Raw genomic sequence first — 14,136 nt, forward strand, 5'->3', positions numbered from 1 at the left:
TGTGTAAGGCAAAAAATCAGTTACAGCTTAGTGCATTACCCAGATTCCACCAGCCAATACGGAGAGAACCGTGATAAACGTTTGATACACCACATCCATAATGAGATTCCCGATACTGTCTCCATCTGCCTTGCGATTTTTAATCATGACATAAGTATGTGACCAAAGACCACTTAATCCGTATATGTACATCGTTACCAATACACCAACCCAAAAGTTCCCCTGGAACCAGATGGCCATAATCCCCATAACTCCAAGCCCTACCTGGGAAAAACCGTATTTAACCTGAAATGGTCCACCAGGCCATCCTAACATTTTGGCTGTCTGATCCGCTCTGGCAATGTTGACAACATAACCAATCACTCCAACCAATCCAAACGTAACCACAAACTGATGAAGCAGCAATACTCTGCTAATCTCGCTCATTTCTCCAGGAAAACCTAACACATATAGGTGTACTCCCCCTGAAATTAGACCTAACAACCATAGAACCAAAAACCACATGCCTGTCCCACTCCCGCCGTTTGTTATTTGGAATCATTTGTAACTAAATGTACAATCTTGTAGATACACACATTATATAATCGCTTTTACATTTGTCAATTCATACATAATTTTCTAGCATGTCGAAGCTTTTGTCATTTTTATTCTTCTGTACGCAAACAAGAAAACCATATAGTTCCATTTAACTTGAAAATAATAGGAATTTAGCCCTAATATTACATTAAACGGTTTGAATTCTACTTCTTTTTTAACGCTTCAAAAGAACCACAACTCATTTATTTGACAAAAGCGATAGTTCAATTATCATCTGTTTGATCATCTACAATTACAGGATAATAGCAACTATCAATTAACATATGACATAAAAAGAATTGACTTCCGATCACTTTGTAACTATTATAGTTACAACGGTGGTGATTATCCCATGAGACAAATCAGCAGTCGCTTTTCCATTGCGGTTCATACCCTGTCCCTGATCGCTGTTATGCCCAATGAATGCACCGGAGATATGATCGCGCAGAGTGTGAATACAAATCCCGTGATTATTCGGCGGATTATGTCCAAGCTGAAACAGGCTGGTCTGATTGACGTCAGACCCGGTGTAGGCGGTGCTTCCTTGTTGAAAGATCCGGCGAACATTACCCTGCTTGATGTATATCGAGCGCTTGAGGTGGTGGAGGATGGGGAATTGTTTAACTTTCACAAACATCCGAATCCGAAGTGTCCGGTCGGCAACATGATTGAACATACCTTGCGTGCCGAACTCATTGAGGCTCAGACAGCCATGGAACAGCGCTTGAATCGTGTGACCATACAGCAGATGATGGATCAGATTCATGTCTCTGAATAAAAAAGCTCAATACGAGCTTTTTTTAAACCTTTCGTTGTAATCACACCTGTTATAACATTTTTGATTACATCCATATGCAACCAACAACACATATCATAGGAGGAAAAGAAGATGAAAATTTTGGTTACTGGCGCAACAGGTCAATTAGGTTCACTGGTCGTAGAGGCATTGTTAAAAACGGATTCTGCCAAGGATTTGGCAGTAAGTGTACGTAATCCGGAGAAAGCGGAAGCACTCCGCGCTCAAGGCATTGACGTGCGTCACGGTGATTTCGATCAACCGGAGACGTTGGAGAAAGCTTTTGCCGGTGTAGACCGCCTGTTGCTCATTTCCACAGATGGTGACAATGAAACGCGAATTCGCCAACATCAGGCTGCCGTGGACGCTGCCAAAAAAGCAGGCGTGGACTTCATCGCTTATACAAGCGTTGTGAATGCAGAGAAAAACACCCTTTCCCTGGCGGAAGTTCACCGCGCTACAGAAAAAGCTATTCGTGAATCCGGCATTCCGTATTCCTTCCTGCGCAACAACTGGTATCTGGAAAATGAAGCAGGCAGTGTGCAAGCAGCTGCGCAAGGCGCACCTTGGGTTCATGCCACCAACAACAGCCAAGTAGGCTGGGCTACCCGCAGTGACTATGCCCATGCTGCAGCAGTTGTACTTGCAAGTGAAGGACATGAGAATACCGTGTATGAATTGTCTGGCAAACTGCGTACGCAAGCTGAGCTGGCTGCCATTGTTGGGGAAGTGCTTGGACAAGAAATCAACGTGCAAAACGTGGACGATGCCGCTTACGCTGACATCATGAAAGGTGCAGGTCTACCGGACTTTGTCGTATCGATGCTTGTTGATATGCAAAGTGCCATCCGTGAAGGCGCATTGGCAGTAGAAAGTGATACATTAGAGAAACTGCTTGGCCGTCCAGCTCAACCGCTTAACGAAGGTATTAAAGCGATTGTAGGCCAGTAAGTTTAGGATATAAGAAAGGGACACACCAACGAATGTTGGATGCGTCCCTTTTTTGCGGTTCATCGCTCATTGCTCAGGGGTCATGGTTCAAGAATATAACGTGCGGGAATATGATCGGCCAGCCAGATATTTTCGTTTCCATGATAAAAGAGGATTCCATCTGTGGCCGCTTGAGCAGCATTGATTTTCAAAATAACAGGCTGATCATCCCGTCTTCGTCCCACCTGATTGGCCGTATCGATATCTGGGGACAGATGTACATATTGCCTTTGCCGCGGCTGTAAGCCATGTTCCATAATAGAATTCACTGCGCGTGCCGGGGTCCCATGGTACAGGGTTTCCGGTGGCTCAGCAGATATCTTCGATATCTTATGGGGTGTCGAATGTCCATACAATGCCCGGATGCGGCCTGAACGGATTTTATGTCTCTTTTTCTCCGCTACTTGAATCATCTGCTCCAGATCGGCTTGCGTGACTTCCTTCCACTGCGGACTTTCATGTAATGCCACCAGCAATTGCGTGATTTCCACCCAACCCTCTTCGTCCAGCTCCAGCTCATACTCCCACGGTGCATGTCGCAGAGCGTATGAGAGCTCCTTGCTTAATTTCATCAGATCCAATGCAATCATCTCCCACATCTAATAAAACCGTCTAATTTTGCGATTGAACCGCTGTTAAAATCTCCTGAATGTTACGTTCCAATCCTTCATCGTCTTCCTGATTAAACTGGCGGTGTCCATCAATCCCACGTTGGATAATGGTATTCATCACCGGATGAACCTCACGATCGGAAGCCACCCGGATCAGATCATCCGCAAAATCAACCGCCTGCTGCTCACTGTAATTAAACGGTTTGATCAGCATCCGAATGCTCAAGGCATGGGCCTGCGGCTCCGCCAGCTGATCCCGATGGGTGATGCCATACACCGCGCCAAAACCAAACGCAGCCATCACCTGACGCTCCAGTTCTGTCGTCTGTTCCAAAGGCGTGCCAATCAGCTCACACATTTTGCCCACCATCTGCTCCAGCTCGTTTGCCGCCGCAGCCAGAATTACGTCATTAATATCGTCAGCGTTGATAAATTCAGTCATATTGGCTTTCTCCATTTCTACACCGTATTTGATCCATTCTCTCAGACTCTATGAGATCATTGTATCGGAGTTGGGGTGTTCGTTTCAAATTCATCTATAGGTGGAGCTGTTAATCCCGGCATGATTCATCGTCTGGCTAACTTCGAGACGAACTCCATAAAATACACTAAAAAATAATAAAAAACCAAATCTCCTCATTTACAAGTCGACTTGGTTTAATTTTTTGTACGAATATGCTCATCTAGCATACCAATTTATAAAAAAGGTGTTGTAACTCAAGCCGTCTCATGTTGCTTTTTCGACTCCACTTCATAGACCTGCGTATGTTCATTCTCGGCTAAAGACCATTCCACTGTACCTGGCTTGCGCACTTTCCATACCCAGGCTTGAACTCGCAGCGAGCTTCTGACCCAAGCTAAGGAAGCACAGCGTTTCTCCGAACGAACCGTCAACCCCCAATGAATAACACGAGCGAGCCAAGGGTTCACATACTCATTATGTGAGCGAACAGATGGCAATTCATCCTGGAACAAACGCTGCTTCACATCCATAGGGGGTTGCCCGCATGTCCAATAATGGAGCAGAGCCGCAAGGCTATAGATGTCCGACATCGGTCCCTGACTGGATCTCTCCGAATAGAACTCCAGCGGAGAATAACCAGCCGATGTAAATATCACCTGTTTCTCTCCGGATTGCATAGGCCAACGGGTAGCTGAGCCGAAGTCCAGAAGCTTGGGTGTACCATCCTCCATAACCATAATGTTGGAAGGTTTTACATCCCGGTGAAGAATGCCTTGCTTATGTATGTAATCCAATGTATCCACCAGTGGAAGCAGCGTCTCCGTTATGAAGGCAGCATCAAGCGCATGGTTGTGTTCATTCAAATACTCGGTCAATGTGATTCCCGTGCAGTATTCCATCACCAGATAACCCGTATCATTCGCTTCAAAATGATCCAAATACGAAACAATATGAGGATGATCCAGTTTCGATAACAGTTCACCTTCGAGCAGAAATGCAGCCAGTAATTCCTGATATTGCCCACCATATCCTCGTGAAGAACAGAACACTCTCCGCTTGTCTGCCTGCCGTTCAGCCAGTCTCTGTGGGAAAAATTCCTTAATGGCTACCTTGGCGCCCGTGTTACGATCTCGCCCTGCATATACAATAGCCAACTCACTGCTGGCTAATACCTGTCTTACCTGATATGTATCATTTATAATCACATTGCGCTGCAATGCCATTTTGCAATTGTCTTTTCTCATAACAGACCTCTTTTCAACCTTGTCGATCGGAAGACTTTTCGCGTAAATGCATCATTTGGTTCAACCAGTCAGCAATTCATCGCCAACTATACATATAAACCAAATGATGCAATTTGAAACACCTTAACGCGAAATATTTAAATATTAATGAGTTCAAGCCTTCTACGATCTACTGTTAATCCCTATCCACACTATTCTATAGAAGAAAAAGGATTCTCTTATATAGAGTATCGACAGATGCATGTAATTACTTAATTAAATTGGAGAAAAACATTTCTCATCCTTCAATTGCAACTTGATTTAATAATTATTCTGTAAAAAACGCCCGATTTCCTCGTTCATCTGCACCAATACGTCCTGTGAAGGAAAATGTCCTGTATCATATTTGATAGCTTGCACATTCCGAATAATCTTGTGAGCCCGTTCAATACACTTATCCGCAGGGAAAAAGACATCCTTCTCCCCCACCAATAACAAGGTTGGAGACGTATAGTTCACCAGCTCTTCACGATCAGTGAGCTTAGGCATATCCACCTCCAAACTGACATGCTTGAATATTTTACCAATAATAATTTTATCCATTTCTTTCATGCAGTTGCAAGACATGGTGTCCGTAATTTTTTGCAAAGAAGTTGGTGAAGAAGTCATGCGGTACTTCACAAGTGGAAGAACGATATCCTGAGCGGCTTTCATTTTGGAACCGACGGCCAGACCTGCGGGGGCAACCAATATGGAGCACGCAATCCGTTCCGGAATATAGGTAGCCAGCCTAAGGATAATTCCTCCTCCGAACGAGGGACCGATAAACGCACTTTTTTCAAGCTTGTAATGGTCAAGTAAATCAGAAACCCATAATGCGAAACTATCAAATCGTGCCGAGATGCGGACTTCCTCACTATAGCCGGGATGACCAATCGTATCAGGAGCAATAATCCGGTATTCCTTAAATAAGGAAGAGAACCATGACAACGTCATCGGATTCACACAATTACCGCCCTGAAGAATAAATAACGGTTTGCCATCTTGAGGACCTGTCAATAGAACATGCGTCTTGCCAAAACGCGTCTCTACATACTCCCGAGTAAATTCCTCACCCAACTCGTTCAAATAAATCTCATACTCTTCAAGTATGCTGCTCTTGCCTTCTTCACTTCTATAAATGGAACTCATGTCTGCCTCCTGCAATATATACTCAAATAACCCATTCTAGTGAATGGACTTGCTAATCAATAGACCAAACAAAAAGATAAAGAGGGCCTGCAGATGACAGGCTCCTCCATATGTTTAACTAATCATATTCAGATGATTATAGAGCGGAAACTGGAAATTGTAAATATCGATTCTAATAGACAAGAAATAAAGGAGTCATCCTTTGGATAAATACTTACTTCCGGCCGTAATCCGCCTTGATTTCGCCCCACTGTTTGGTCTGCCATTTTAGCACTTTATTGCTATACGTATTTGTCTGGAGCCACTGCTCCGCACGATCAATCATCAGCCAGATTTCTTCCGTGGAGTTGTCTCTTGGTAACGTCGTGGCTACTTTTTTCTGCTTTAGCCATTTCATGGCATTGACCGAGTCAGTATACACCGTTTTGGTACTGCCTTCTTTCTTCAGATATGCTAGGGCATGTACAATAGCCAAAAATTCCCCTAGATTATTCGTGCCTTTGGAGATCGGTCCGACGGAAAAAATAATCTCACCGGTGCGGGTGTCTACCCCTTTATATTCTACAGGTCCGGGGTTACCACGTGTGCCCACATCAACAGAGATGCTGTCGTAATCCACTTCCTCCGACGTTTCCATACCTGCGCTTCTTCCGCTACCAGCCGACTTTGTCTTCGACGCTCCGCCTGCACTGGAACCCCAGTTTCCTTTCCACCCAGCACGATATGCCTCTTCTGCGGCTGTTTTGGACTCATACGATTTATATTTTGCTCCGGTATAATGATCCGTTTGTGCTTTGCAATCCGCCCATGTGTTATACACGCCAGGCTTCTTGCCTTCCCAGACTACATAGTATTTCTGTTTCGCCATTGTGACCCGCTCCTTTGTTCACTTCATCAATACCCTATTGTAAACGATCTGGTGGGAGGAATGAAAGCTATGGATTTAGCCAACTGTATAATTACTCCAACTCCAGAACAGCCTAAGAAGCAAAGAGTTTACTGACTAGGAAAGGAATAAAACTTATGGACTGGATATGGAAATCTGTTTTACTTGTACTTATAGGCATGCTTCTGCTGCGCATTGCAGGACGCAAGTCGATCTCACAGATGAGTGTCGCCACAACGGTCATCATGATCTCCATCGGAACAACGATTGTACAGCCCATCGCGAATCATGAGCTTGGCAAAGCGATTGGATCAGCATCGGTCTTCATTGTGACATTACTTGTGGTGGAACAACTGCAATTGAAATTTAATATTTTTGAACGGTTAATGAGTGGCAGTTCCAAAATCGTGATAGAGGACGGGAAAGTCATTATTCCGAATCTGAAACGTATGCGTTATACGATGGATCAGCTAGAGATGCATATGCGGCAGAACGGAATTACAAGTGTAGATGATCTGGAGACGGCAACGGTGGAACCCAATGGTCAACTCGGTTATGTCCTGAAACGACATGCTCGTCCCGTGACGATTGGAGATTTGGAAGAGATACTTCAAAGTTATGCGATTACAGGTAGTAGCCCGGCAACGGGAGAGCATCCCCAACAAGACAACAGCAGTACATCTTCAACGCATAGCGAGAACTCCTCAGACATTTTCGAAGAAGTCAGCAAGGGTGCTCATGCTAAGCCCGTTGATCCCAAACTTCAATAGATGCGCCTAGACCGATCAAAAATAAAAGACCGGCCCCGTGAGCACTCAACAACATCGCTCCAACAGGTACGGTCTATTTTCACTTTAAATTGATATTTCCAAGGCTCACATAAAACCCATGATTCGGTGCCTATTTTTCCGTCCGAATCACCGTGTACTCAGATAAGCGATGCCCAGGCCGCCCGTGACCGGATTTGTATAGATTTCACAGTCTACATCGAATACCTCACCAATCATTTCTCGAGTCAGAATATCAGCCGGTTTGCCATGAACCACAATCTGGCCCTTTTTCACCACATAGAGATAATCACAATATTCTGCGGCAAGTTCGAGATCATGTAGCGCTGCTAATATGCCAATCCCGAGTCCACGCACAATATTTAGAATCTGAAGCTGGTATTTGATGTCCAGATGGTTCGTCGGCTCGTCCAGGATGAGAAATTCAGGTTGCTGTGCCAAGACACGCGCCAGTATCACACGCTGTTTCTCTCCACCAGACAGAGACACGTAATTTCGGTCTGCATGTCCAGTCAAATGTACTTTTTCCAAAGCCTGTTCCACGATTTCGTGGTCCCTTTCATTATCCGTCTCCAGCATTTTTTTGTGTGGAGTGCGCCCCATCATGACCATCTCGCGCACTGTAAAATCAAAGCTCAATTCATTAAACTGGCCGACCACGCCCATGTGTCTGGAAACAAGCTTTGGACTGGATTTGAGAATATCGGTATTGTCCAGAAAAACCTTGCCTTGCTGCGGTTTGATCACTTTATAGATGCTCTTGAGCAGCGTTGACTTGCCACAACCATTCGGTCCGATCAGTCCGACAAACTGTTTGCCGTTCACCTGTAATGAGATATCCTTGATGATGTCCGTGTTCAGCACAGAGATGGATACATTTTCTACGTTCAGCTTCATGTTAATTTCCTCCAAAACCGTAGCCTTTTTTGACCAGCATATACATAAACATCGGCGCACCAATCATGGCCGTAATGATCCCGATCGGCAATTCAACGCTGGATATAAGGGATCGTGCAATAACATCCGTCCAGATGAGGAAAATGGCTCCAAACAGCACGGATACAGGCATCACTTTACGATGGTCGGAACCCACGAGACCTCTTACAATATGCGGAATAATGAGTCCGACAAAACCTATCATGCCACAGCTCGCCACCATAACGCCTGTCACCAAAGCGGTTAAAAGCATGTACACCCTGCGGTACACACTCAGATTAATGCCCAGCGTAACGGCTGCTTCATCCCCCAATAACATCGTATTAAGAACTCTGGACTGTAAAAGGAAGAATAGAATCGCAACCAGCACGACGATACCCACGAGTGGAAGCTTGTTCCAGCCGGAAGCCGCCAGGCTGCCCATGGTCCAGAATGTCACCGTTTTGATGCCTTCCGCATTGTTCGCAAAATAAATAATAAAGTTCGAAAAAGCGCTGCATAACGCGTTAATCACCATTCCGGCAAGCACCAGCTTGACCGACGTCATTTTCCCCCGAATCCCTGCCAAAGTCAGGACCAGTAAGGACGCACCCATCGCTCCGGCGAATGCCCAGAAAGCCACCCCCGTCTGACCAAGCCATCCAATCGCACCGAATCCAATGAGAATCGCAAAGGTTGCCCCAAGTGAAGCGCCTGAGGATATACCCAGTATGTAGGGATCAGCCAGTGGATTCTGCACAGCAGCCTGCATAACAGCACCGCACAAGGCCAAGCCTGCACCGATAAACATCGCCATCAGCACACGCGGGAAACGAATCTGCCAGATAATATCGGTAAAGGGACCTGACTCAATGGGTGTTGCCCCCCACTGAAAACCCGTTAATTTGGTTAAAAGAATACGATATGACTCCGCCAGCGGAATGCGAACCTGTCCAATGGAAACTGCGATTCCTACAGAAATCATCGTAATCATGATTAAAGCTGCAATCAGTAAAACAAACCCGGATTTACTATGAATCAGAGACTCTCTTATTCCCATACGCTGTGTCTTAACCTGAACCGTCTGTGCCATCTCTTCCCCCATCAATTCGTGTAAAATGTAGAACCCATTAAATTTAGCTATTTACAAAGCATTTTCTCGGATTATAATTGAGAATGATTATCTTTGTCAATTTAAAACACATAGAAAAGGGGTTCATCCTTTAATGAAATTCACATCCAGATCCATTGGCTTCGCCGCTCTAAGTCTTCTGTTACTACTGCTTGTAGCTTGTTCGAATGCTTCCACTTCTTCCCCTGCTGAAGAAACAATTTCAACAACGAACACGACAGAAACTTCAGCTCCTGCTGAAAATACAAATAAAACGACGTACCCGCTCACCATTGAGAATTTCTCAATCTCGGGTGAAGGCGGCGAATGGAAACCGAAGGTACAAGTATTCGATAAAGCACCTGAACGTGTTGTTGCAAATACCCAATCTGTGGCTGAGATGCTCATCAAATTGGGTCTGACTGATAAAATGGTCGGTGTTGCTGCTCTATACGGTTCCGTTACACCGGATGTGGCTGATGATTTCGCCAAAATTCCGGTATTGTCCAAAGATTATGTAGGTAAAGAGCTGGTTGTAGGTGCAAGCCCGGATCTGGTGCTTGGACGGGGCGACCTGTTCGCTGATGCAGACTGGGGCGTGGGTACGGTCGATGGTTTGAATGACATGAATATTCGCACGTTCCTGCAAACGACGAATCACAAAGGATCACTCGATAGTCTGTATAGCGATATTGCACAACTTGGGCAGATCTTCGATGTTCAAGAAAATGCCGCAACATTCACGGAAAGTCTAAAAGCACGTGCTGAAGCCATTAAGGCAAGTGTAGCCGATCAGCCTGAGCATACTTTTGCCTACATCGTACCTGCTACGGAAGACACCATTACGGTAAGCAGCATGCAGAACGATACGTATCAGCTTGATGCACTGGGCCTGTTGAAGCTGAAAAATACGTTTGATGGTGTACAAGGTGAGGTCAGTGTTGAGCAACTGATCACAGCGAATCCCGACTACCTGCTCTTGTCTGCGTATGCCGGTTCACCGGATATCGACAAGCTGATTCAAAATCTGTATGCCAACCCTGCCCTGCAAAGTATGAACGCAATCAAGAACAAACAGATCTATGTCACAGATTTCAGCCAGTTCTGGGGTTATGGATATCAAATTCTGGACGGCATTGAAAAAATGGGACAGGAAATGAAAGCTAATCCAATCAAATAACAACTGGAGCAAAGGAGCAGGAGAAGAAATTCTCACTGCTCTTCTGCTATACTCCGCATGTAATACAACATGAATCAAAGCTTGACATTAGTTTGATAACAAACTATATTACACATATGAAAACAAGAGACGCTATTTCACTCATATCCAAAATTAAAGAGAAGGTCAACCGCTTCATCCTGGCCGAGATGGCTGAGCAGGGAATTCAGGATCTCGCCACGTCCCATGGCGATATTATCTATGCCCTGTACAACAATCACAGGATGACCATGGCTGAAATTTCCAAAAAAATTGGCAAGGATAAATCCACGGTGACTGCACTTGTGGACAAATTGGTGCGCACAGGATACGTCGTCAAGGAGCGTGATGCAACAGATTCACGCGTTGTTCATGTCGCTTTGACTGCAAAAGGCGAAGAATTAAAGCCGGTCTTTGAAGAGATATCCCAGCGCATGCTGGACGCGTTCTATGCGGACGTTACGGAAGCGGAGAAAAAAGAGCTGCTTCGAATTTTAATGAAAATTCATGGCAACTTCTAATTTTTTTAGAGAAATAGTTTGATATCAAACAAAAATAAGTAACGGAGGTTTTAGGTATGACAGATTACACACGATTATTACCCGAACATGAGGTCAAGAAGATCGGAGAACATGATTTGCACTTGGAGATTTTCGAAGGAACTCTGCCTCACGATGCAGTAACAGCGATCAAGAAGCCCCCACTGCTGTTCCTTCACGGTGCCTACACAGGCAGCTGGATGTGGAGCAAATATATCCCCCATTTTGTCCAGCACGGTTGGACCTGTTATGTCATGAACCTGAGAAGCCATTACAAGAGTCGGGTCATGGACATGACAAAGATTACGTTTGACGATTATTTGGAGGATATTCATGAAGTGTTAGCCGAGTTCAACGAACCTCCTGTTCTTATTGGCTTCAGCATGGGTGGGATTCTCAGTCAAAAGATTGCAGAAACCGCTAATCTGGCAGGGCTGGCTATAATTGATGCCAGTATAAGCAAGGAGGTCCATGACGCCGTGCCTTATCCTGAAAAAGATCGTGAAAACGTATCGGACATCATCATGCCTGCACCTGTTCGGCAGGAACTTGCAAGTATCGATGAGACGGCAGAAGACATTGCTTTTCAGCGTAAATATCTGCAAACGGAGTCTGCGAAGGCATTTGCTACCTTTTCAGTCCTGCGAGGAGCCGATGGCGTATCCATTAATGGCGACCTGATCCATTGCCCCAGCTTGGTGATCAAGGCTGTTTCCTGTGAAGACGAAGATCAGAGAGGCCAATTAACTGCCAAGCAGCTGGGTGCTTCATATGCCGGACTCTGGGATACAACCCATACGGGCTTACTAGTGGGCCAACGGTACATGGAACCTGTCGAACTCATCCTTGAATGGTTGAACAGACAGTACCCCTTTGAATTAACGGAAAAACTCACAAAATAAAATAAATACCATGTTAAGACCTCCTTCTTACCTTTAATCCTGTATGCAAAAGTTTGATTTTTTTAGATAAGCTTATAAGCATAGTTCTGGATAGGATTAAACAATAAGAAAAGAGGTTTTTATTCATGGCCGTTAACACATCCCTCCCCAAGCAAAGGGAGCTGCCTTCCATATCTTCAGAACGCCTTCCATGGGCGGGACTACTTGCTTTAGCCATGGCTGGCTTCATTTGCATCCTCACTGAAAGCCTGCCTGCGGGACTGCTGCCGCAAATCGCTAAAGACTTAGGGGTCACCGAATCCCTTACCGGACAGTTGGTGACTCTTTATGCCATTGGATCACTTATTGCTGCCATTCCCTTGACTGCTGCAACACGCGGATGGAGACGCAGACCTCTACTGCTGGCATGCATTGGTGGTTTTCTTGTTTTTAATACGGTTACCGCCCTATCCTCGGAGTATATCCTAACCCTTGCTGCCCGTTTCCTGGCTGGGATGTCTGCAGGTGTATTATGGGGAATGACAGCGGGTTATGCTCGTCGAATGGTCCCGGATTCGTTAAAAGGTAAAGCCATGGCCGTGGCTATGGTTGGCACACCGGTGGCGTTAGCCCTGGGAGTCCCCATCGGCAGTTTTCTCAGTTCTTATATCGGCTGGCGCCTCATCTTCGGGATTGTATCTCTTCTAACCGCAGCTTTAATCATATGGGTTCTCTGGAAAATGCCGGATTTTGCTGGAGAACCAGCTAAGGAACGTCTTCCGCTGTATAAGGTGTATTTAATTCCGGGAGTCAGGCCCATTCTGTTTGTTGTTCTGGCCTGGATGCTTGCCCATAATATCCTTTACACCTATATTTCTCCCTACCTAGCCCAGACCGTATTTGCTAACAGAGTAGACTTGATTTTGCTCATTTTCGGTATCACTTCCATTGTGGGAATTTGGTTAACCGGAATGCTCATTGACCGATTTTTGAGGAGATTAGTAATCATCAGTCTGGCAGCATTCGCTCTGGCGTCTGTCGTGATGGGAATCGGTACTCATCAACCTGTGATGATTATCCTTGGCATCATGATTTGGGGACTTACGTTTGGCGGGGCCGCGACACTGTTACAAACTGCCATTGCTCAAGCTGGGGGTAAGAGTGCAGATGTCGCCCAATCGATGTTGGTTACATCTTGGAATCTGGCGATTGGCGGAGGAGGCATCATCGGGGGCATCCTTCTTGAAATATTTGGAGCAGGATACCTTGCCGGGTCACTGTTTATCTTGCTCATTCCTGCGTTGCTTGTAGCTATGCGTGCTTATAAATATGGATTTACCAGAGCAAATTAACAGGAAGGCATTTTGCATGAGTTAAACGTAGGACAAAAGAGGAGTTCACTTGATGTGGACTCCTCTTCTGCATTACATTTCAAAGTTTTATAGACTGCAGTCTTATTCTGCCTGTGCCAGTAAATTCGGTCCTCCCACGAGATTCTTATGTGCAATAGGAGAAGACATGGTGATCAAGGTCATGTACGTACCGTACGGATCACACTTGTTCTCGAACTCTTCGAGTCCCTGGATCGTGTCTGTAAGGATTTTCAGCAAGTAATTATACTCCCCGCTTATCCGGTAACATTCCACGACTTCAGGTGACGCACGGCAGAAATCCAGGAAGGGATAACAATCCCGTGTACGAAAGAGAACATATGCTGTGCTCTGCTTGCCCAATTTGGATGGGGAGATCACCGTACGATATTCCTCGATTATTCCCTTTTCTTCCATTCGTTTGACTCGTTCAGTAACGGCGGGCTGAGATAATCCCACCAGTTTACCTAGTTCGGTCATGGATAATCTCGCCTGATTCTCCAAGTGAAACAGAATATGCTGATCTATTTCGTCCATGTAATACACCCCTTTGAATACCTAAGATATATTCAAGAATAACCTTAAGTATATCCGATAA

General features: G+C 45.3%; 16 protein-coding genes. 7 read left to right on the forward strand and 9 right to left on the reverse strand.

The genetic code is table 11. The features are described 5' to 3' along the window. Nucleotides 1–27: 27 nt before the first annotated feature. Entirely contained in the window at nt 28–504 is a 477-nt protein-coding gene (locus ABTV53_RS20215; protein WP_026080959.1) for a DUF6790 family protein, read from the reverse strand. A 424-nt stretch (nt 505–928) separates the two neighbouring features. Between ABTV53_RS20215 and ABTV53_RS20220 the strand changes: the two genes are divergently transcribed. Continuing rightward, complete coding sequence (locus ABTV53_RS20220; RefSeq protein ID WP_221821910.1) at nt 929–1,354, forward strand: Rrf2 family transcriptional regulator; 426 nt, start codon at nt 929–931, stop codon at nt 1,352–1,354. A 111-nt stretch (nt 1,355–1,465) separates the two neighbouring features. After that, on the forward strand, nt 1,466–2,323 hold the full coding sequence (locus tag ABTV53_RS20225; protein WP_433745709.1) for an SDR family oxidoreductase: 858 nt from the start codon (nt 1,466–1,468) through the stop codon (nt 2,321–2,323). A gap of 80 nt (nt 2,324–2,403) precedes the next feature. Here ABTV53_RS20225 and ABTV53_RS20230 read toward each other — a convergent pair whose 3' ends face one another. The 5 genes from ABTV53_RS20230 to rnhA form a co-directional block, all read right to left on the reverse strand. Next, complete coding sequence (locus ABTV53_RS20230; protein ID WP_433745712.1) at nt 2,404–2,943, reverse strand: RNA 2'-phosphotransferase; 540 nt, start codon at nt 2,941–2,943, stop codon at nt 2,404–2,406. A 31-nt stretch (nt 2,944–2,974) separates the two neighbouring features. Continuing rightward, nucleotides 2,975–3,415 carry an Imm48 family immunity protein gene (gene imm48 / locus ABTV53_RS20235; RefSeq protein ID WP_433745715.1) on the reverse strand — a complete coding sequence of 147 codons (441 nt, stop codon included), beginning with the start codon at nt 3,413–3,415 and terminating at the stop codon, nt 2,975–2,977. 275 nt (nt 3,416–3,690) lie between these two features. Then, entirely contained in the window at nt 3,691–4,680 is a 990-nt protein-coding gene (locus tag ABTV53_RS20240) for a serine/threonine protein kinase (protein WP_433745717.1), read from the reverse strand. 300 nt (nt 4,681–4,980) lie between these two features. Beyond that, the gene (locus tag ABTV53_RS20245) at nt 4,981–5,850 is read right to left on the reverse strand and encodes an alpha/beta fold hydrolase (protein WP_433745719.1); all 870 of its coding nucleotides are present in this window, start codon (nt 5,848–5,850) and stop codon (nt 4,981–4,983) included. Nucleotides 5,851–6,064: 214 nt separating this feature from the next. Continuing rightward, nucleotides 6,065–6,718 carry a ribonuclease H gene (gene rnhA, locus ABTV53_RS20250; protein ID WP_433745722.1) on the reverse strand — a complete coding sequence of 218 codons (654 nt, stop codon included), beginning with the start codon at nt 6,716–6,718 and terminating at the stop codon, nt 6,065–6,067. Nucleotides 6,719–6,873: 155 nt separating this feature from the next. On the opposite strand from rnhA, the gene ABTV53_RS20255 reads away from it, so the two are divergent. Then, the gene (locus ABTV53_RS20255; protein ID WP_433745724.1) at nt 6,874–7,506 is read left to right on the forward strand and encodes a DUF421 domain-containing protein; all 633 of its coding nucleotides are present in this window, start codon (nt 6,874–6,876) and stop codon (nt 7,504–7,506) included. Between the two features lie 147 nt (nt 7,507–7,653). Here ABTV53_RS20255 and ABTV53_RS20260 read toward each other — a convergent pair whose 3' ends face one another. Both ABTV53_RS20260 and ABTV53_RS20265 read right to left on the reverse strand, forming a co-directional pair. Beyond that, nucleotides 7,654–8,421, reverse strand: a complete 768-nt coding sequence (locus ABTV53_RS20260) for an ABC transporter ATP-binding protein (protein WP_433745726.1) — start codon at nt 8,419–8,421, stop codon at nt 7,654–7,656. Between the two features lies 1 nt (nt 8,422). Further along, on the reverse strand, nt 8,423–9,499 hold the full coding sequence (locus tag ABTV53_RS20265; protein ID WP_433754296.1) for a FecCD family ABC transporter permease: 1,077 nt from the start codon (nt 9,497–9,499) through the stop codon (nt 8,423–8,425). Between the two features lie 166 nt (nt 9,500–9,665). Here ABTV53_RS20265 and ABTV53_RS20270 point away from each other — a divergent pair, with 166 nt between their 5' ends. From ABTV53_RS20270 to ABTV53_RS20285, 4 genes are all read left to right on the forward strand, one after another. Continuing rightward, a complete protein-coding gene (locus ABTV53_RS20270) occupies nt 9,666–10,730 on the forward strand; it encodes an ABC transporter substrate-binding protein (RefSeq protein WP_433745729.1) in 1,065 nt (354 codons plus the stop codon). A 92-nt stretch (nt 10,731–10,822) separates the two neighbouring features. After that, nucleotides 10,823–11,269: a MarR family winged helix-turn-helix transcriptional regulator gene (locus tag ABTV53_RS20275; protein ID WP_433745732.1), complete on the forward strand. Its 447-nt coding sequence runs from the start codon at nt 10,823–10,825 to the stop codon at nt 11,267–11,269. A 56-nt stretch (nt 11,270–11,325) separates the two neighbouring features. Beyond that, the gene (locus ABTV53_RS20280; RefSeq protein ID WP_433745735.1) at nt 11,326–12,189 is read left to right on the forward strand and encodes an alpha/beta fold hydrolase; all 864 of its coding nucleotides are present in this window, start codon (nt 11,326–11,328) and stop codon (nt 12,187–12,189) included. 125 nt (nt 12,190–12,314) lie between these two features. Further along, nucleotides 12,315–13,520: an MFS transporter gene (locus ABTV53_RS20285; RefSeq protein ID WP_433745738.1), complete on the forward strand. Its 1,206-nt coding sequence runs from the start codon at nt 12,315–12,317 to the stop codon at nt 13,518–13,520. 102 nt (nt 13,521–13,622) lie between these two features. On the opposite strand, the gene ABTV53_RS20290 is transcribed toward ABTV53_RS20285, so the two are convergent. After that, the gene (locus ABTV53_RS20290) at nt 13,623–14,075 is read right to left on the reverse strand and encodes an Lrp/AsnC family transcriptional regulator (protein ID WP_215076428.1); all 453 of its coding nucleotides are present in this window, start codon (nt 14,073–14,075) and stop codon (nt 13,623–13,625) included. Nucleotides 14,076–14,136 lie beyond the last annotated feature (61 nt).

Origin of the sequence: Paenibacillus amylolyticus (assembly GCF_050990605.1) — a bacterium.
Classification (GTDB): domain Bacteria; phylum Bacillota; class Bacilli; order Paenibacillales; family Paenibacillaceae; genus Paenibacillus; species Paenibacillus amylolyticus_H.

What these genes read in the sequence shown, in the direction of transcription:
- ABTV53_RS20215 (WP_026080959.1), bottom strand. Translation starts at nt 504, where the DNA reads ATGTGGTTTTTGGTTCTATGGTTGTTAGGTCTAATTTCAGGGGGAGTA.
- ABTV53_RS20220 (WP_221821910.1), top strand. Translation starts at nt 929, where the DNA reads ATGAGACAAATCAGCAGTCGCTTTTCCATTGCGGTTCATACCCTGTCC.
- ABTV53_RS20225 (WP_433745709.1), top strand. Translation starts at nt 1,466, where the DNA reads ATGAAAATTTTGGTTACTGGCGCAACAGGTCAATTAGGTTCACTGGTC.
- imm48 (WP_433745715.1), bottom strand. Translation starts at nt 3,415, where the DNA reads ATGACTGAATTTATCAACGCTGACGATATTAATGACGTAATTCTGGCT.
- ABTV53_RS20240 (WP_433745717.1), bottom strand. Translation starts at nt 4,680, where the DNA reads ATGAGAAAAGACAATTGCAAAATGGCATTGCAGCGCAATGTGATTATA.
- ABTV53_RS20245 (WP_433745719.1), bottom strand. Translation starts at nt 5,850, where the DNA reads ATGAGTTCCATTTATAGAAGTGAAGAAGGCAAGAGCAGCATACTTGAA.
- rnhA (WP_433745722.1), bottom strand. Translation starts at nt 6,718, where the DNA reads ATGGCGAAACAGAAATACTATGTAGTCTGGGAAGGCAAGAAGCCTGGC.
- ABTV53_RS20255 (WP_433745724.1), top strand. Translation starts at nt 6,874, where the DNA reads ATGGACTGGATATGGAAATCTGTTTTACTTGTACTTATAGGCATGCTT.
- ABTV53_RS20260 (WP_433745726.1), bottom strand. Translation starts at nt 8,421, where the DNA reads ATGAAGCTGAACGTAGAAAATGTATCCATCTCTGTGCTGAACACGGAC.
- ABTV53_RS20265 (WP_433754296.1), bottom strand. Translation starts at nt 9,499, where the DNA reads ATGGGAATAAGAGAGTCTCTGATTCATAGTAAATCCGGGTTTGTTTTA.
- ABTV53_RS20270 (WP_433745729.1), top strand. Translation starts at nt 9,666, where the DNA reads ATGAAATTCACATCCAGATCCATTGGCTTCGCCGCTCTAAGTCTTCTG.
- ABTV53_RS20280 (WP_433745735.1), top strand. Translation starts at nt 11,326, where the DNA reads ATGACAGATTACACACGATTATTACCCGAACATGAGGTCAAGAAGATC.
- ABTV53_RS20285 (WP_433745738.1), top strand. Translation starts at nt 12,315, where the DNA reads ATGGCCGTTAACACATCCCTCCCCAAGCAAAGGGAGCTGCCTTCCATA.
- ABTV53_RS20290 (WP_215076428.1), bottom strand. Translation starts at nt 14,075, where the DNA reads ATGGACGAAATAGATCAGCATATTCTGTTTCACTTGGAGAATCAGGCG.